This is a genomic window from Brachyspira suanatina, assembly GCF_001049755.1.
Classification (GTDB): Bacteria; Spirochaetota; Brachyspiria; order Brachyspirales; family Brachyspiraceae; genus Brachyspira; species Brachyspira suanatina.
Genome location: NZ_CVLB01000001.1, coordinates 1,342,472 through 1,362,277, shown reverse-complemented (window position 1 = coordinate 1,362,277; position 19,806 = coordinate 1,342,472). Strand labels below are relative to the sequence as shown.

16 protein-coding genes are annotated in these 19,806 nt (G+C 28.3%); 10 read left to right on the top strand and 6 right to left on the bottom strand.

The genetic code is table 11. The features are described 5' to 3' along the window. The first annotated feature begins 148 nt into the window (after positions 1–148). A complete protein-coding gene (locus tag BRSU_RS05825) occupies positions 149–1,969 on the top strand; it encodes a methyl-accepting chemotaxis protein (protein WP_048594337.1) in 1,821 nt (606 codons plus the stop codon). Between the two features lie 119 nt (positions 1,970–2,088). Continuing rightward, positions 2,089–3,228, top strand: a complete 1,140-nt coding sequence (locus tag BRSU_RS05820; RefSeq protein WP_048594336.1) for an RsiV family protein — start codon at positions 2,089–2,091, stop codon at positions 3,226–3,228. Between the two features lie 160 nt (positions 3,229–3,388). Here the strand turns inward: BRSU_RS05820 and BRSU_RS05815 are convergent, their stop codons facing one another. The 3 genes from BRSU_RS05815 to BRSU_RS14470 all read right to left on the bottom strand — a co-directional run bounded on the left by BRSU_RS05815 (position 3,389) and on the right by BRSU_RS14470 (position 4,390). Further along, the gene (locus BRSU_RS05815; RefSeq protein ID WP_048594335.1) at positions 3,389–3,736 is read right to left on the bottom strand and encodes a hypothetical protein; all 348 of its coding nucleotides are present in this window, start codon (positions 3,734–3,736) and stop codon (positions 3,389–3,391) included. A 282-nt stretch (positions 3,737–4,018) separates the two neighbouring features. Then, on the bottom strand, positions 4,019–4,210 hold the full coding sequence (locus BRSU_RS05810) for a hypothetical protein (protein ID WP_048594334.1): 192 nt from the start codon (positions 4,208–4,210) through the stop codon (positions 4,019–4,021). A gap of 3 nt (positions 4,211–4,213) precedes the next feature. Then, the gene (locus tag BRSU_RS14470; RefSeq protein WP_157031457.1) at positions 4,214–4,390 is read right to left on the bottom strand and encodes a hypothetical protein; all 177 of its coding nucleotides are present in this window, start codon (positions 4,388–4,390) and stop codon (positions 4,214–4,216) included. A gap of 188 nt (positions 4,391–4,578) precedes the next feature. Between BRSU_RS14470 and BRSU_RS14465 the strand changes: the two genes are divergently transcribed. Together BRSU_RS14465 and BRSU_RS05805 are read left to right on the top strand one after the other, a co-directional pair. Beyond that, positions 4,579–4,725 (top strand): hypothetical protein, encoded by a 147-nt coding sequence (locus tag BRSU_RS14465; protein ID WP_157031454.1) that lies wholly within the window; start codon positions 4,579–4,581, stop codon positions 4,723–4,725. Between the two features lie 35 nt (positions 4,726–4,760). After that, positions 4,761–5,102 carry a hypothetical protein gene (locus tag BRSU_RS05805; protein WP_048594333.1) on the top strand — a complete coding sequence of 114 codons (342 nt, stop codon included), beginning with the start codon at positions 4,761–4,763 and terminating at the stop codon, positions 5,100–5,102. 88 nt (positions 5,103–5,190) lie between these two features. Here BRSU_RS05805 and uvrA read toward each other — a convergent pair whose 3' ends face one another. From uvrA to BRSU_RS05790, 3 genes are all read right to left on the bottom strand, one after another. Then, positions 5,191–11,007 carry an excinuclease ABC subunit UvrA gene (uvrA, locus tag BRSU_RS05800; RefSeq protein ID WP_048594332.1) on the bottom strand — a complete coding sequence of 1,939 codons (5,817 nt, stop codon included), beginning with the start codon at positions 11,005–11,007 and terminating at the stop codon, positions 5,191–5,193. A 526-nt stretch (positions 11,008–11,533) separates the two neighbouring features. Further along, positions 11,534–13,480 (bottom strand): NAD(P)/FAD-dependent oxidoreductase, encoded by a 1,947-nt coding sequence (locus tag BRSU_RS05795; protein ID WP_048594331.1) that lies wholly within the window; start codon positions 13,478–13,480, stop codon positions 11,534–11,536. Between the two features lie 265 nt (positions 13,481–13,745). Then, positions 13,746–14,993, bottom strand: coding sequence for an L-lactate MFS transporter (locus BRSU_RS05790; protein ID WP_048594330.1), 1,248 nt, complete (start codon positions 14,991–14,993; stop codon positions 13,746–13,748). 227 nt (positions 14,994–15,220) lie between these two features. On the opposite strand from BRSU_RS05790, the gene BRSU_RS05785 reads away from it, so the two are divergent. From BRSU_RS05785 to BRSU_RS05760, 6 genes are all read left to right on the top strand, one after another. Further along, entirely contained in the window at positions 15,221–15,757 is a 537-nt protein-coding gene (locus BRSU_RS05785) for a PadR family transcriptional regulator (protein WP_048594329.1), read from the top strand. Between the two features lie 161 nt (positions 15,758–15,918). Next, positions 15,919–16,233 carry an HPr family phosphocarrier protein gene (locus BRSU_RS05780; RefSeq protein ID WP_048594328.1) on the top strand — a complete coding sequence of 105 codons (315 nt, stop codon included), beginning with the start codon at positions 15,919–15,921 and terminating at the stop codon, positions 16,231–16,233. A 54-nt stretch (positions 16,234–16,287) separates the two neighbouring features. Beyond that, positions 16,288–17,670, top strand: a complete 1,383-nt coding sequence (locus tag BRSU_RS05775; protein ID WP_048594327.1) for a GntP family permease — start codon at positions 16,288–16,290, stop codon at positions 17,668–17,670. A gap of 24 nt (positions 17,671–17,694) precedes the next feature. Next, positions 17,695–18,129, top strand: coding sequence for a dUTP diphosphatase (gene dut / locus BRSU_RS05770; protein ID WP_048594326.1), 435 nt, complete (start codon positions 17,695–17,697; stop codon positions 18,127–18,129). Positions 18,130–18,167: 38 nt separating this feature from the next. Continuing rightward, a complete protein-coding gene (locus BRSU_RS05765; protein ID WP_048594325.1) occupies positions 18,168–18,989 on the top strand; it encodes a hypothetical protein in 822 nt (273 codons plus the stop codon). Positions 18,990–18,991: 2 nt separating this feature from the next. Further along, positions 18,992–19,732: a hypothetical protein gene (locus BRSU_RS05760; RefSeq protein WP_048594324.1), complete on the top strand. Its 741-nt coding sequence runs from the start codon at positions 18,992–18,994 to the stop codon at positions 19,730–19,732. The last annotated feature ends 74 nt before the right edge of the window (positions 19,733–19,806 follow it).

Below are 19,806 nucleotides of genomic sequence, written 5' to 3'. Positions count from 1 at the left end.
AAAAAATTTTATTATTATCATTGAAAAATAAAGTTATTATAGTATACTAAAAATATGAATATTAATACATATTATTATCATTATTTTCAGTTATTATCATCAGTTTCTTTATTTAATATTAATAATATAACTACTAAAAGGATTTTTTATGATTAATTTATACAAAAAGAATAAACTTATTTTAAGCTTTATAATACCTTATACAATATGTATAATGGTTATATTTATAACTGTTTTGTCTTTATATATACCAAAATATAAAAATGAGTTTATTACTATGTCTAAAGATAATGCTAAATTATTATCCAATGTATTAGATAATAATATGTATGCAATAAAGAAACAAATAGAAATATTTTCATCATATTTGGAAGCAGAATATTATACAAATAATTTTCCTACTATAATGTCAAATATAGTTAGACGAGATAATGATATAGCAAATATATATTTTGCTACAACTGTTCCATACAAAGATGGAGGAGTAATGTTCAATAGTGCCCCTTTACCATCAGATTATGATCAAACCACTAGAGAATGGTTTATAAAAGCATTAGAAACTACTAATATATTTATATCAAATCCATATATTGATGTTGTTACAGAATCATTAGCAATAGCATTCAGCAAAGCAATTTATAATGATGATAATACAGTACGTGGAATATTAGGTGTAGATATAATATTTAATCAAATTGCTAATGATACTTTATCTAATGCAATGATATACAATTATAATATAAGTTTAATAAACGGAGATGGAGTTTATTTCTATCATAAAAATAAAAATGCTATTTTAAAAGAAAATATTTTTAATAATGCAATATTCTCAGTCCATAAAAATGATATATTAGGAACTGATTCATTTGCATTTATTAAAGATAAGAAATTATATATGAGTACAAATATAAAAAATACTCCATGGTATTTAATAGTGGAAGCTAATATAGATATTTTAGAATGGAATGTTATTAGACTTATTATCGTTATGATAGTAGGATTTATAATGTTAATATTAATGGAGTCAATACTGCTTACAATAATAGCAAAACCTATATCGAACACTTTAAACAATACAATAAAAATTGTAGAGTCTATGTCTGATGGAAATTTTAATGCTTCCTTTAATAAAAAAGAATTAGAAAAAAAGAATGAAACTGGAACTCTAGTTAGGGCAATGAGAATGATGCAAAACAAATTAGGTAGCATTATTCATAACTTGAAAAATGAAATTAATGGCATTAATAGTTCTATGGAAATAATAAATAATGGAAATAAAAATTTATCACAAAGAGTTTCTGTACAATCCTCCTCATTAGAAGAATTAACAAACTCAATAGAAATTGTATTTTCATCTATAAAAGATACTGTAGTTAATACAGACAATGCTAAAAAAACAAGTGATAATATGTTGGAATCAACAATAAGAGGTGTTAATGCTATAAAAGATACATCCAAAAATGTTATAGAAGTATATGAATATAGTAAAAAAATAGCAAATATAACTTCTATAATAGAATCCATAGCTTTTCAAACAAATATATTAGCTCTTAATGCTTCAGTTGAGGCAGCACGTGCTGGTGATCAAGGTAAAGGATTTGCAGTTGTTGCTTCAGAAGTAAGAAATTTATCTACAAATGTAAGCACTGCAGCAAAAGATATAAGCAGTATAGTAAGCGAAACTACAAAAAAAATAGAGGTAGGGGAAACTACAGTAAGAGAATCTTCTAAGGCGTTAGAAGAAATAGAAAGTTTTGCAAATGAAATGTCTGATATATTGGTATCAATATTACAATCTATAAAAGACGAAGAAGAAAGTATGTCAAAAATAAATACTGCTGTTACTGAACTTAATAATATTAATTATACAAATTCAAATATAGCTGAACAAGGTGCAAATGAAAGTAATAATATACTTGAAAAAACAGAAAATATAGTTAATGAGGTATCATATTTTAAATTTTTATAATTAATTTTTTATTATTGTAAAAATTTCATTTATTAAAACAAAATATTTTACATAAAAAAATATACGTTGTTATATCTATAGTATATTTTCGGGAGTAATATATAAAAAAGAGGGTAAAAATGAAAGCAATTTTTTTAACAGCATTATGTACTTTATTTGTTTTTGTTTCATGCGGTAATTCAAACAATGCTAAACAGGAAACAGCAACCGAAAATAATACTGCAGAAGTAAAACCATTACAGCTTAGCGAAAATGAAAAAGCTAACAATTATGAAGTTGTATATTTAGTAGCTGATACTGGAGAATATATCAACTCTGAAATAGCACAGAATGAAAGCGGAAATTTCGGAGTAGTATATTACAGAGACATTAATCAAAATTTAAACACATTCAATGTTACAAGAGCAGGCGAGCTTGATGAAGGCAATATATCAGCAACTTCTTATGACAATAAAACATTAGAAGGAAATTTCCCTAGCATAGCATATCCATTCGTAGCTACAATAGATGGTAAAGAAATGACTTTCAAAACTGGAAAAACATCTATAACTGGTGCTAGAATAATTGAATATGCTTATTCAAATGTTTCTCCTGAATCATCAACTAATGGTCAAAGATTCTTTCAATTCAAAACTGCAATATTTGCTTTAAATAATGACAGCAAATCTGCAAGTATTGATAAAATTAATTTAGACATTAATAAAGATTTTGGAATAACTGATGCAAGCACTTTCAATGATTTGGGTAAATTATTAACAGCTCAAACTATAGTAAGCAATAAAATGACTCCTATCTATGATGAGTGGGTAAAATCAGATTATATATCACATATAGAAAATTATTCTTCTCAATTTGGTATAGATTATTTAAGTAAAAAAGTTGTATCTATAAATAAATTAGTTTATGAATATACTGGCGGAGCACATGGAAATTATGCTACAGTAAACAGTGTATACTCATTAGAAGATGGAAGTAAATTAAAAATAGAAGATTTAATAACAGACTTAAAAAATCCAGAATTATTAAAATTAGTAAAAGATAAATTAGTAAATCTTGAAGGCAGAGATGCTAATTCTTATATAGGTTTAGATGAACTTACATTAGAAAATAATAATTTCTATTTGACATCAAAAGGTTTAGTATTTACTTGGGGCATTTATGAAATAGGACCTTATGCAATAGGTGAAACTAGAGTATTAATACCTATAAAAGAAATAACACCTTATTTAAAAGACAAATACAAAACAATCTTTGAATAATAAAAATATCTATTTATAAAGTGTATAAGAGGGTAGTTATTAATTTAACTATCCTCTTTTAAGTTTAAATTAGTAATTGAAATTTTATAAAACTTAAATTATATAAAAATATTAGACAATTAAAAAAATATTATACTTACAAAGAAATCAAAAAATATCATTAGTCATTATTAGTATTATCTTTCTTTATTAAATCAGCTAGATTATTAATTGATTGATTTAATATATTAATAGAATTATTTAAATCACCTATTGAAATATTATTATTATTTTGATTATCTACTATTATATTATTATTTTCATTATTATTAAAAGTATTTACATCATCTTGTTTATTTTCATCAGTATATTTTTTGAAATATTCACGTAAAGCATAAGTAACAATTTGATTTTTATTCATTCCAGATTTTTCTACAATCTCATCAAGTAAATTAAACTCATCATCATTTAAATTTATTGTTGAACTTAATCTTTTATATACATATTTCTTTTTATTTGATTCTTCCATTTATGTAATCCTTTGATTATTACATATAATCTAATAATATATAAATAACAAAATACCTTTTACTGCTTATCTGAGTTTTCTAAATCATTAGCATTTTGGTATTCTTTTAAATATTTTTTTATTATATAACTTGCTAAATTGGATTTGTTTCTATTTTCTTTTATCATAAGTTCTGAAAATATTTTTTTTCATCATCAAATAAATTTAAATATACAGCAATGCCATATTCACGACCATTCTTTATTTGACTAGTTAATTCTTTCATTTTTACATACCTTATTTTTACTTAATATCATCTTCTATATATTTTTTATATTCATCTTTATATCTAGCTTCTAATACTTCACGAATCAAAGCAAGACAAAAACTAGCAAATGAAATATTATATGGTATTTTTCTCTTGGAATCAATGAACTCAATCTCTTTTTTTGTTAAATTCAATGATACATTTTTATAGTCTTTGGTAGTTTTCATTATTTATAGTTCTCCTTTCTCTTTAGCTTGTTTTTCTTGATATTCTTTTAAATATTCTTTAACTATGTAGGTAATTAGACTATTTTTAGTTCTAGCTTGCTCTTGTGCTATTTTATTAATTAAACTAATTTCATCAGAAGATAAATTTAATGATGGTTTTAATCTGGTATCATTTGACATATTTCATACCTTTTATTATTTTTATATAAATAATATAATTTACTATTTAAATTAATTCAATATGCTTCAATAATATTTATACAAACAATAATTATAATTCAAAACATTATAACAATAAAAAATGACTTGATAAAAACAAAATTAGTTCTAAAATTATATTATAATAATTAAATAAAATGAAGCATAATATGGAAAAAATCAAACCTATATTAAGATATTTATCAATTCCAATATTAATACCTTTTATATGGATTCTTAGATTAATAGAATGGATACAGATGAAAAAAACTAAAAATCCAGATGAAATTATGAGTATTTATCATTTAACAAAATAAACAGAATGCTAATATAGCAATAATATGAGTATTATATGAAATTTTTATTAAAACCTTTACCATTCATACTTATAAATATTACAGAATTATTTAAATGGATTTCTATGAAAAAAGACAGAGATAGAAATACACTTTTCAAAAGGTTTGTATTAAAATTTGTGTCCATAACAGATAAATTATACAATTTTGTAGAAGGAAAATCTTCAATAGCAAGTGTATCATGCGGTTATTTAGATGAAGAAAATAATAAATGGTATATATATCGAGGCGACCCAGACAAATTTTATGATGAAGAATATATGAAAGAATATAAGAAATATGCAAGGAAAAATTATTCAGGATTTGATAAAAGAGAAGATATGGAAAATTTATTATAAAAGCAATTTATCGTTAGTTTTTAGTTTTTAGGCGGTGATTATTAGAAGTAATGACCGCCTATTATTATAAAATGAAAATATATAATAATTAAATATACTTCCAAGTGTATCCTTTTTTCATCTCCAAAATTTCTTCAACAGTACCTTTCGCGATGATTTCTCCTCCATTAGTACCGCCTTCTAATCCTAAATCAATTATATAGTCAGCAGCTTTTATAACATCAGGATTATGCTCTATTATTATAACGCTATGTCCTTTCTCTACTAATTTGTTTAAAGCTATAAGAAGTTTATTAACATCATCAAAATGAAGCCCTGTAGTAGGTTCATCTAATATGTATACTATATGCTCATCGCCTTGTTTTTTAGCTAACTCAGTCGCAAGTTTCAAACGCTGTAATTCACCGCCTGAAAAAGTATCAAGCCTTTGAGAAAGTTTTATATAACCAAGTCCAACCTCGCTCATTATAGAAAGTGTTTTTACGATTGATTTGTCGAAGTCGAAAAACTCTATTGCCTCATCAACTGTAAGCTCTAATACTTCGGCTATGTTTAAAGATTTGAATCTTACGGATAAAGTTTCATCGTTATATCTTTTACCTCCGCAAGCCTCGCAAACAATTTCCATATCGGATAAGAAGTGCATTGCAATTTTTCTTATACCTTTACCTTCACAGATATTACATCTTCCTTCTTTGCCGTTATATGAGAATCTGCCCGGTGCGAATGCTTTTGCTTTTGCTGTAGGAGTTTTTGCAAATATATTTCTTATTTTATCGAACACTTTACTATAGCTTACTAATGTACTTCTAATAGAACCAACTATTGAAATTTGATCAACTAATATAGTGTCTGAAACAATGCTAGGTATTTCAACGCTTTCAAATTTTGAATATTGATTTAGTCTGCGTTTTTTTAGGGCAGGGTAGAGAGTATCTATTATCAATGATGACTTACCGCTTCCAGATACTCCTGTAACAACTACTATCTTTTTTAATGGTATATCAACATCAATATTTTTTAAATTATTTGTTGAAACATTTTTTAATTTTATGCATTCAGTTTCTTCATTTCTTACAGCAGTTTTTTCAAATACTTTTTTTCTCTCGCTTAAATAATTTCCTGTAAGTGAATTATCATCTTTTAATATATCATCGTATTTACCTTGGAAAACTACTTCACCTCCAAAAGCACCAGCATAAGGCCCCATATCTACAATATTATCAGCAGCCTTCATAGTATCTCTGTCATGCTCTACTATTACAAGAGTATTTTTTAAATCTCTCAATTCTTTTAATGTATCAAGCAAATGATTTGTATCTCTTGGGTGAAGTCCCACAGTAGGCTCATCTAATACATAAAGTACTCCTGTAAGTTTAGAACCTAATTGACTAGCAAGTCTTATTCTTTGTGCCTCACCGCCTGAAAGTGTTGCATATTTTCTGCTTAAGAATAAATATCCAAGTCCTACTTTATCTAAGAAACTTAATCTTGTTCTAATTTCTTTTATAGCTTCCTTCGATATAGTATTTTCTCTCTCGCTTAAAAGATTTGGAAGTTCATCAAAGAAATGAATATTTTCTTCAACTGTCATTGCACATACTTGGCTTATGTTTTTATTTTGTATAGTATAAGATCTTATTATTTCATTTAATCTTTCTCCATGACAAGAACTGCATTCCTCATCAATAAAGAATTTTCCAAGGGATTGATCCTTCCATTCTGAATAATCTTCGCTTGTAACATCATTATTAGAGTGCCATGCAGTTATTACATTACCTATACAATAATCGCCTCCAAAAAATACTGTGTCTATAACTTTTTTATCTAATTCATTGAAAGGAGTTTCATATAAATCTTTCTTTGTTATTCCGCTTCTTCTCAAAAATCTAAATAAAGAATCTGTATAATGCTTTCCCGGAGTAGAAAACATATTATGAATGGCTGTATCTAATGCCCCATCAAATAAAGGTTTTGTGCTGTCCTTTATTGCTAAATCTATACTGAATGTAGGTTTGCTTCCAAGTCCTTTACATTCCTCACAATATCCCCAATGCGAATTAAATGAAAAATGTCTTGGTGTAACTTCAAAATCAAATAAAATTCCATGAAGCAAGCAGGCAGGGAATTTTGTATGGAAACTTTCTTTTACTATTATTCCATGAGAAGCTTTTATATGTGCTACTCCGTTTGATAAATCCATTGCTCTGTCAATAGCATCTGCAATCCTAGCTCTTTTATCCTTTCCAACAACAATCCTATCAATTACTATACCTACAGAATATATTTCTTCTTTAGATAATTCTTTAATATCATCTTCTGTAATATCATCTATAACATAATCATTATTGTTGATTTGCATTCTTACATATCCAGCTTCTCTGGTTTTTTCTATAATCTTTTTAATATCTTTTGCATCATTATCATCAAAAGTAAATCTATGATTGAATGAGCTATGATACAAAGGTGATATTATAACAAGTTTATGCAAATCCATAGTATCAACAATTTCAGTTGCAAGTATAGAAGGAGTTTCAGCTTTTAAAGTATTTTTATCATTACAATGCGGACAATGAGGCTTAGAAAGTCTTGCAAAAATTAATCTAAAATAGTCATAAATTTCTGTAACCGTTGCCACAGTAGAACGAGGATTCCTGCTTACATTTTTCTGATCTATTGCAATTGCAGGAGCTAATCCTTCTATTTTTTCAACATTAGCATCTTCAAATCTTCCTAAAAATCTTCTTGCATAAGTAGAAAGCGATTCAACGAATCTTCTTTGACCTTCTTTAAATATGGTATCGAATGCAAGAGAAGTTTTTCCGCTTCCTGATACTCCTGTAATAACATTTATTTTGTTTTTAGGAAGTGTCAAGCTTATATTTTTAAGATTATGCTTATTGGCACATTTTATTATTAATGAAGTATTTTCTTCTTTTTTTGTTTCTTCTGTTTTAATAGATTCTTTTTTCTTTTTTGAAGGCTTTAATATTTCTTTGAGTTCTTTTGCTGTGAGAGATTCTTTTACTTTTATTATATCTTCAGGCTTACCCTCAGCAACAACTCTGCCTCCTTTATCACCGCTTAAAGGCCCCATATCTATAATATGATCGGCACATTTAATAACGTCCAAATTATGCTCTACAACTAAAACAGTATTTCCTTTCTCAACAAGTCCGTCTAATGCTTTTAATAATTTCTTTATATCCTCAAAATGAAGTCCTGTAGTCGGTTCATCTAATATATAGAGAGTGTTTCCAGTGGATATTTTATGAAGTTCACTTGCAAGTTTTATTCTTTGAGCTTCTCCTCCTGAAAGAGTAGTTGAAGGCTGGCCTAATTTTATATATCCAAGTCCTATATCTTCCATTATTTTTAATATCCTTGTAATAGAAGTTATACCATCAAAAAATTCTATTGCTTCAGATACACTCATTTCAAGAACATCGTAAATAGTTTTGTCTTTATATTTAACGTCAAGAGTTTCTGCATTAAATCTCTTTCCTCCGCATTCTTCACAAGGCACTAATACATTAGAAAGAAATTGCATCTCAAGTTCTATAACCCCAGCTCCTTCACAAGTAGGACATCTTCCTGTTTTTACATTAAATGAAAATCTTCCTTTATCATATCCTCTCATTTTGGCAAGTTTAGTAGCTGCAAATAAATCTCTTATAGGTGATAAAACTTTTGTGTAAGTTGCTGGGTTGCTTCTTGGCGTTCTTCCTATAGGTGATTGATCAACTTCTATAACCTTATCAATATTTTCAAGTCCTTCTATTCTTTCATGGCTTCCCGGAGTTAAAGTCTTACCATAAAAATGATTATGTAAGGCACGCATTAAAATATTTTCAACTAGAGTAGATTTACCGCTTCCAGAAAGTCCTGTAACTACAATAAATACACCTAATGGAAATTCAACATCTATATTCTTAAGATTAAATTGATTAGCCCCTATTACTTTTAAAAACTTTCCGTTTCCTTCACGTCTTTGTTTTGGAATTTCTATGTCATCATCGCCGCGTAAATATTTAGCAGTATATGATCTATCAGATTTTATAAACTCTTCATAATCACCAATACCTACAACCTCACCGCCATTAACACCGGCATTAGGGCCTATATCGATTAAATAATCTGATTCCTCCATAGTTTCTTTATCATGCTCTACAACTATGACAGTATTATTTTTATCTCTTAATGTTTTTAATGATTCAATTAATTTTTTATTATCTGATTGATGCAAACCTATTGAAGGTTCATCAAGTACATATAATACACCTTCAAGTCCGCTTCCTATTTGAGACGCTAATCTTATCCTTTGAGATTCTCCTCCTGAAAGAGTAGGTGAGGAACGCTCTATTGTTAAATAAGTTAATCCAACTTTCACCAAAAATGTTAATCTATAAATAATTTCTTTTACTATAGGGGCACCGATCACTTCTTCATTTGGTTTTAATTTTAATTTAGTGAAATAATCATATAAATCTTCTATAGTCATTGAAGAAAAATCAGCTATAGTTTTTCCATTAAATTTTACAGACAAAGCATCATCATTAATTCTTTTACCCTTACATTTAGGACATTCAACTTCGTCCATAAAATTAGCATAATAACTATTCTTATAAGTTTCATAATCGTATTTTAATCTGTCTAAAATTCCAGGAACTCTTTCTTCAACAAGTTTGCTATGATACCAGAATCTTTTTCTCCATTTTACCTCTTTATCAGTACCATAAAGTAAATATTTCTTTTCTGTTTTAGTTAAATCTTTCCAAGGCTTTTTCAAATCTATTTTATAAGTCTTAGCAATCACTTCAAGTTCATCAGTACCATATTCCATATCAAAACCGATATGATCATCTACAAAACATGATAAAGCCCCTTCATAAATATTTAAATTTTCATCTTTTACAATATGTTTTTCTGTGAATACATGCTCAACTCCAAGTCCTCCGCAAACTGTACATGCTCCCATAGGGTTATTAAATGAAAATAAATTAGGCTCAATATCTGCAATAGAGTGTCCGCAATTTGCACAAGATCTTTCAGTTGTGTACAATTTATAATATTTATCTATTTCAAACTGCTTACTCATTTTGATTTTTTTCTTTTTTGTTTTTGTATCTTCTTCAGCATTTTCTGGAGTTTCTGTTTCTAATACTTCCTCGCTTTTTTCATGTTCTTCATAGAATGCTACTAAGCCTTTTGTTATTCTTATAGCTCTTTCAATATCATCGGTGATTCTTGACAAATATTTATCTTCAACCTTAATTCTATCAATAACTATTTCTAAAGTATGTTTCTCATATCTCTTTAATTCTGGAATTTCATCTTCATCGAATTTATAAACTATATTATCAATTCTTATTCTAGGGTATCCTGCAAGTTTAACTTCTTCAATTTCTTTTCTATACTCTCCCTTTCTATCTCTTACAATAGGGGCAAGTACTAAAATTCTTTTTTCTGCAAACTCTCTTAAAACACTTTGTGCAATTTGGTCTTCGCTTTGTTTAGAAATTTTATGTCCACATTTAGAACAGTAAGGAACTCCAAGTCTTGCAAATAGTAATCTAAAAAAGTCATAGATTTCTGTAACAGTGCCTACAGTAGAACGAGGATTTTTATTTACGCTTTTTTGGTCTATAGAAATAGTAGGGGATAATCCTTCTATATGTTCAACATCAGCCTTAGCCATAACGCCTAAAAACTGTCTGGCATAAGCTGACAACGATTCTAAATATCTTCTCTGTCCCTCTTTAAAAATAGTATCGAAAGCAAGAGAGCTTTTTCCGCTTCCTGATACTCCTGTCAAAGTGGTTAGGGTTTTATGAGGTATTGAAAGTGATACGTTTTTAAGGTTATGCTCTTTAGCACCTCTTATTTCTATAGAATTATTAGCCATAAAAAATCCTTATAAAAAAGTTAAAATATTATAACATAAATTCTATATAAAAAAAGAGTTTATCGATATTAAATATTAATAAATAAATTTTATTACATGCCCGCCCTCTAATATTTACTGCTTAAATTTGAATATCAAATTTTATTATTCTTTAAAAGCTATAAAAGAAAAAGCATTCCCACCCAAGCGATTTTTAAACTTATAATTTTTACTAGAAAATGAAACTTAAAAATTTATTCACCGCACGCAGAATAGAGCTAAAAAATAAAGCTATTTTATAATTCAAATTTCATAAAATATAATAATAAGTTAACCGTGCGTTAAGTGGATTATAAATTTAATAAAAACTAGGGTGGGATTGCTTTTTCTAATTCAGCAATAAAAATAATTAAATTAAAAATATATAATAGAATAGTAAATATAAAAGGGCGGGCAATGTAAATAAAACTCTAAATTTAAAAAGGCTTTATAATATATCACTATACTATAAAGCCTATGGAAAATTATGAATCTATATGTTTAACTATTATATATCTAAAGCAGCATGATATCCCCAATATACAGCATTTGTTATTGTAGCAACTTTTGCAGCATCTCCAATTACTCTTACAAACGGAGCAGTATCTCTTAATTTTTCAACAGTATCAGTACAAGATCTTTGTCCTAAAGCACATATAACTGTAGTTCCTTCAACTAATACTTCTTTATTATCTTTATCAACACACAATATTCCGTCTTTTCTTACTTCTATTCCTTTATATCCAGTATGAACAGTAACATATTTATCAACTTCTTTTAAAAGTAAAGGTCTATGTCTTACATTAGCATCAGGTGCAAGCTCATCTCTCATTTCTACAAGATGTACTTTTTTTCCTTCCATTCCTAAATGTATAGCACATTCACATCCAGCTAAACCGCCACCAAATACCACTACATTATCAGTTACTTTATCTTTTTCTTTATAGTAGTTATTTACTATAACAACATTATCACCATCTAAACCTTTTATAGGAGGAACTAAAGGAGTTGAACCAACAGCAATTATTAATGCATAAGGATTTTCTTTTTCTACTAATTCTTTTGTTACTTCTGTATTTGTACGTATTTCAACGCCAGCTTTTCTAGCAAGCAATGCATAAGTATTAGATAAATCATACATTTCTTTTTTGAAAGGTATTGCCTGCTCACTTTTTAATATACCTCCAACTTCTGATTCTTTCTCACATAATATAACTTTATGTCCTCTTCTAGCAGCAGTATAAGCAGCATATAAACCTCCGGGACCAGCACCTGCAACTAACACTTTTTTACTTTCTCTTGTTGGCATAACTTCAATTCCGTCAAGCTCTCTTCCTATTAAAGGATTAACAGTACATCTTCTAGTAGCAGTAGCAGCACGTTCAGCCATACAAGTAAAGCATCTCAAACAATGCACTATTTCTTCATCTCTATTTTCCATTACCTTTCTAGGCAATTGATGATCAGCAAGCAAAGCACGTGCCATATAAACAATATCAGCTTTCCCAGATGCAATAATCTCTTCCATTTGTTCTGGACTATTTAAAGCTCCTATGGTTGATACTGGTACAGAAACATGTTTTTTTATAGCCTCTGCCAAATATACATTACATCCATGCTCTTTAAACATAGAAGGGTGAGTATCTCCGAAACCTCTTTGATAAGTTCCAGCAGAAACATGAAGTAAATCCACATAAGGAGATATATGTTTTGCAATCTCTATTCCTTCATCTAAATCATAACCTCCATCAAATAATTCAGAACCGCTGAATCTAAACTCTATTGGAAATCTTTCACCAACAGATTTACGAACAGATGTTAATACTTCTATTGCTAAACGGCATCTATTCTCTAAACTTCCGCCATATTCATCTTTTCTTTTATTAAAATAAGGAGAGAAAAATTGATTAATAAGCCAGCCATGACCTCCATGTATTAAAAGCATTTCAAAACCAGCTCTTTTAGCAAGTGCAGCAACATTACCATAAGCATCAACAATATCTTTTATCATTTCTTTCGTTAATGATTTTACTTCTACACCATCAGGGCGTACTGTATCAGAAGGTCCCCATTGAGCCATACTTTGCTTTTTAGTTTTATCTGTCATATATGTGCCTGCATACATACCAGAATGTGATAATTCCAAACTAGCTATTGAACCATGTCTTCTTATAGCATCTGCCGTATAAGTAGCAGCAGCAAGAGAGTTTAATATTTTTGTATCCAAATGATAAGCATGAGAACCGTCTGTTTCAGGATGTACCATACATTCACTTACTGTAACAGCACCTGCACCGCCTCTTGCCCTTAATTCATAGAATGCAGTAGATTTTGGACCTATACATCCATCATTAGTTATATCAGTTCCGCCCATTGGAGCTGAAAACATTCTATTTTGAAATGTAACACCTGCTATTGTTATAGGCTTACATAGATTAGGATGTTTATGTTTCATATTTTATACTCCTTATATTTATTTTTATTTAATATTTTTCAAAACTATTTAACAAGATTATATCTACTATTTTAAATTTTTAATAATTATATGTACATGTTGTATAAGTTCTAACTTTAATCTATAGAATTACAGTCTTTTTGCTTCCTTGGGCCACCAAAAGAAGTGGGGGTTGGGGCAAAGCCCCAATTATAATTTCAAAAATACTAAAATAACAATACTGCAAATACTCATTGATTTAGTTTAAAAATAGCTATATTTCTTGTTAAGAATTAGCTCTCTTTTCTCTTTTGTCTAAAATTGAATATATTATTGTTAATACTATTCCAAAAATATTCAAAGCACATGCCACTAAAAATGCATTTTGATAACTTCCATATTGACGATACATACTTCCCATAACAGTAGGACCGAAATATCCAGCTATAGCAACACCAATAAACATTATTCCATAATTAACACTGTTATTTAATGTTCCAAATTTTGAAGCTGTAAATCCCGGAAAAACTCCCATAAAAGAACCAAAACAAAGTCCTACTATAGATATGCCGATATAAAATATAACATCAGTTCCTTCTCCTGATTTATAAAGACATATTAATCCTATTGCACCAAGAACACATGAAAAAGCTAAAGTTAATATTCTTCCTATCTTATCTGAAGAATAACCTGCTACAATTCTTCCAAATACATTAAATAATGCCAATACAGATACTGCAGTACTAGCAGCAATGGCACTCATTCCTACTAAATTTCTTGCAACTGCTGAAGCTTGAGAAGTAATCATCATTCCGGTAAAAGCTCCGCAAGTAAAAAGAAGTATCATAACATAAAATGCTGGAGTTTTAAGCATTCCTTTCCAATCTTTATTAATAGTTACAGAAATTGAATTCTTCTTTTCTGGAGGAGTCCAACCATCTGGCACAAAATTTGGAGGACATTTTTCTATAGTAAAAGAACAAAATGCAAGTATAATACAAAAAACTACACCAACAATTTTAAATGCTGTAGGGGCATCAAATTTATTAACAATCATTGTAACTATAGGAGGAAGTGCTACAGAACCAAAACCATATACAGCAGTTATAATACCTCCTACTAATCCGCTTTTATCTGGGAAAAATTTTATGCAGCTGCTTATTGCCGTACCATAAGCCATGCCTAATCCAAGCCCTCCTATTAAAGCATAAGACACAATTAAAAATCCTACACTTGTGGCAAAACCAGAAAGAAGCATTCCAAATCCCCACATCATACCGCCTACAAATAAAACTTTTTTAGGCCCGAATTTATCATTAACCCATCCTCCACTTATCATTGTTATAGGGCCAACACTATTAGCTATTGTATAGACTATAGCTAAATCTGCTGAAGTTAATGTCTTTCCAAATATTCCTGATAAATATTCAGCCATAGGTGCAGCAAATACACTCCAAGTATAAATTGAACCTAAACATAAATTGGCTAAACATACTACAAAAAGTATAAACCATCTCTTTTTTGTATAATTCATAATATACTCCCACGATTTATTATATGTAAATATCTATAAAATGTTATATTTTAATCCTTTATTTAAATGTTAAAGATTTTTCATGTATACAAATAATAGCATATAGATATAAACGTGTCAATATATACATATTAGTTTTTATATGTTTTATACTATAGATTTTATATATTAATAATGGTATAATACTAAAATATAAACATATAGAACAAATAATTGGAGCGATTTTTATGGGAGTGTTAAAATATGCCATTTTAGGACTTTTAAATCAAAAAAATATGACAGGATATGACATAACAAAAGAATTTGAAGAAACACTATGTGAATTTTGGAGTGCAAAACATAGTCAAATATATCCGGAATTAAAATCACTCAATGAACAAGGTATGGTAGAATATAAAATAGAAATATCAGGAACTGTTTTAGAAAAAAAATTATATTCTATTACTGAACTTGGAAAAAAAGATTTTATGAAATGGATTGAATCAGAAATAAATATTCCTCCTACATTTAAAGATGAATTTAGATTGCAATTATTTTTCTCAGATTGTTTATCAGAAGAAATGAGAATAAATCTTATAACTAATCATCTAAATCAGCATAAAGAAAGACTAGAACATTTAAAAAATAATCAAAAAAAATTTGACGGCATACCTCAGAAAAATACCAATAGTTTCAGTGATTATTTAGTATTAATGGGGGCCATTATGAGAGAAGAAAATACTTGTAAATGGCTTGAAAAATGTTTAGAATTATGCAATAAATAATACCAAATATAAAACTTATATACTATCATTAATTATTTATTATATCAAATATATAAAGTTATTTATTTCAAAATATGTTTATTATAAAAGAAATCTATTGAAAAAGAAATAAAAATATATTATACTAAAAATAAGTAAAAATAAATTCAATAGGAATATTAATGACATTAACAAATGTAGTTACAATCAAAAGCAAAAATGGAATGCATTTAAGACCCGCAGGAGTACTTTCACAAATATCAAGTAAAAATGAATATTCTAACATAGGAATATTTTTACTTTATAATGGTGTAAGAGCAGACGCTAAAAGTGTATTTAATATTATGGGACTTGGAGCATTTCAAGGTGCAAATCTAATCTTAGAAATAGAATATGAAGATGGAATGGAAGAAATAGCTAAACAAGCAGAAAAAGAATTAGTATATTTCTTTGAAGAAGGCTATATTCATGCTGAAGTTCCAGAAGATGATGACTAATATTTTACATATTTTCTTACATAATAAAAAAAATAACAAACATAAGGATATTTAATGATTAGTTATTTTGTAATAGCTATGTTGGCAATATCTATTATTGTCGTTATGATTTTAACGATTAAATTTAAGGTTCATCCATTCATAGCTATGCTATTAGTAGCAATATTCTTAGCTTTTACACTTCATGTCCCATCTAATAATGATACCAATTATATAACAGAAATATCAGCTTTAATAGGAAAAGGCTTCGGCAATGCTTTAGCAAGTGTAGGTATAATAATAGTTTTGGGTAGTGTAATAGGTAATATATTAGAAATGTCTGGTGCTGCTCTAAAATTAGGAGAAATAGTTTTAAGAGTAGTAGGTAAATCTCATCCTGCATTGGCTATGAATATACTAGGTTTTATAGTATCAATACCTGTATTTTGTGATTCAGGATATTTGATATTAACACCTTTAAGAAAAGCTGTGGCTAAAAAAAGCGGTGCATCTCCTGTTGCTTTATCAGTTGCATTATCTACAGGACTTTATGCTTCTCATGCTTTAATTCCTCCAACTCCAGGACCTGCAGCAGTTGTAAACCTATTTGGACTTGAAGCACATTTATTAACTGTTATAATTATAGGATTAATAGTTGCTATACCAACTTCTTTAGTAGGGGCAATATATGGAATATTTATTTCAAAATATATAAAAAAACCTAATTATCCGGATAAATCTCCTACTTATGAAACTTTGATAAGTGATATAGGAGGACTTCCTCCTACTTGGAAAGCTTTAGCACCTATAGTAGTCCCTATAATATTAATGGCTATAGGAAGTATAGTAAGATTTGATTCTTTCAGATTAGGCGGCGGAATAGTAAAAAATATATTCATATTCTTAGGTGAACCATCTATGGCATTGTTCATTGGTTTTTTATTCTCACTTCTATTAACTCATAAATTTAATAAAGAAGAAATATCTATGTGGATAGGTGATGGTATAAGATCTTCTGGAAGCATATTAGCTATAGTTGGGGCCAGTGGCGCTTTTGCAGAAGTTTTGAAATCTACTGAATTAGCTAAAATTATACCTGAATTAGGTCATATATTCGGATCATTAAATATGGGATTAATACTTCCATTTATTATGGCATCAGCACTAAAAATAATGTTAGGATCATCTACAATAGCTGTAGTTACTGTAGCAACTCTTTTTGCTCCTTTACTTGGCACATTAGGATTTAATACGCCTATATCTCAAGTATTAGTATTGATGTCAATAGGAGCTGGATCTATGATAGCTTCTCATGCTAATGATAGTTATTTTTGGATAGTTGTAGAATTATCTGGTTTAAAAATAAATGATGCATATAAAGCTAGAACTTTAGCCACTTTTGTACAGGGTACTACAGCACTAATTATTATAATGATACTCGCTTTCCTTTTTAGATAAACAATAAAATATTTGGAGAAAATAATGCTTAAAATAAAAATTATTAATAAATCAAATAATCCTTTACCTAAATATCAAACTCCTGGTTCTTCAGGACTTGATTTACATGCTAATATAGATAAACCTATTACTTTAAATAAAAATGATATAGTACTAATTCCAACCGGTCTTTTTATTGAAATACCTGAAGGTTATGAAGCACAAGTAAGGAGTAGGAGTTCTTTAGCACTAAAAAATGGTATATTTTGTTTAAACTCTCCAGCAACAATAGATAGTGATTATAGAGGAGAATTAAAAATAATATTAGCTTCTTTAACTGATACTCCATTTACTATAAATAAAGGAGATAGAATAGCACAAATGGTTTTTGCTAAAGTTGAAAAGGCAAGTTTTGAAGAGGTAGATTCTCTTTCAGATACTCAAAGAGGTGAGGGTGGATTTGGAAGTACCAATAAATAACTATTGCTATAATTAATATTTTTGTTTATAATATATAAATGCGTATGTTTAAATTGTTTTCATATATTGTAATATCATCATTAGCAATAATTTCATGTGGACTTCCAGATGTTACAGGTGTAACTCTAGAATTAAATCAGCCGTATATAACAAAAATTATACCTGGAAACAATAAATTAACGGTTGAATTTGAAGCCCAGAATAATGAACCATCATTTAGCGGATATAATATATATTTTGGAGATAGTACAAATCCTAGAAAATATAGATTATATAATCAGCAAAAAGCATTGCCTACTATATCAGATACAAAATCTCAAGTTATAAAAAAATATTCATTTACTATTGAAACAGGAGCGTATTTCTCTACTAATAGTACTGATGTATATACTTTAAAAGATTCTGATTTGAATAATGGAATACCAATATATGTATGGGTATCAGCTTATCAAATAACTCCTCAATTGGAAAGTTATTATTACTATGATAATTTCGTAAAAATGGGTACACCTAGACCTGAAGCATTAAATCAAACTATAACTCCAAATAATAATATAAATATGGATGGTAGAGATTTAGCAAGATTAATAGACAGTGGGGGAGTTCTATATTTTCAAAATGTTGGCAATACAAGTATGATGGTAGTATCCGGCACATCTTTAAATGATATTGTTGTTCCTCCTGAAAATGGATATGGAAACATTGATTTGCAAGTAAAAGCTAACAGACTTTATTTAATAAAAATAACTGATGGAAATAATGCCTATTATGGTAAAATATATGTAAGGAGTGTAAATGGTGCTAGCAGTATTACAGTTGATTATTGCAGACAAACTAGCGCCAATATACTAAGCTACTAATTATGAAAAAAATATTTATACTCAATATAATAGCAATTTTTTTATTTATTTCTTGCAATGAAGAACTTATTACAATAGTTGACGAATATAATTCCCCATATGGTATTTGTGCTATACCTGGTAATGGCAAAGTAAGTATAAGCTTCTGGTCAGGAGTAATAGCTTCAGATTTTGCAGGATTTAATATATATGCCGGTAATTCTTCAACTTTTACTCAGCCAGATGATGCTATAAAAAATTCTTTAGGAGCATATCCAACAGTAGCAGGTTCTAATCATACAAGAACAAATTTTGTAATAGAAATTCCAAATTATGCATTTAACAATGGTACATTATATTATGTAGCTGTTACTGCATATGGTACGAATAATTTAGTTGATACTAAATATATAGAGACTAAAATTACATTATCAATGCCTGTAATGCCAAGACCTGAAGGAACTGGAACTGGAACAACATTAACAGCTGATACAGCAACTGTTGGAACTATGGATCCAAATACTGGAAAAGTTATTGCATCAGGCGGATGGAAAGTTCAATATTTTGGATATCAAACTAATTTTAATGCTGTAGTAGTAGTTACAAATAATACAGATAATTCATTTGATAGTGAAAGTGTATATTCTGTTAATGGACTTTATATCTTTAAAAATGTAAATCAATTAGCTAAAATTTGGATTCAATCAGCAAACTCTTATAAATGGGCATATCAATCTGATGCTTCTCAGTGGTGGGGTATATAAATATCATTATTTCTTAATTTTTACATAGAATTATATATTTATATACTCAAAGTTTGTTATAGTTATAACAATAA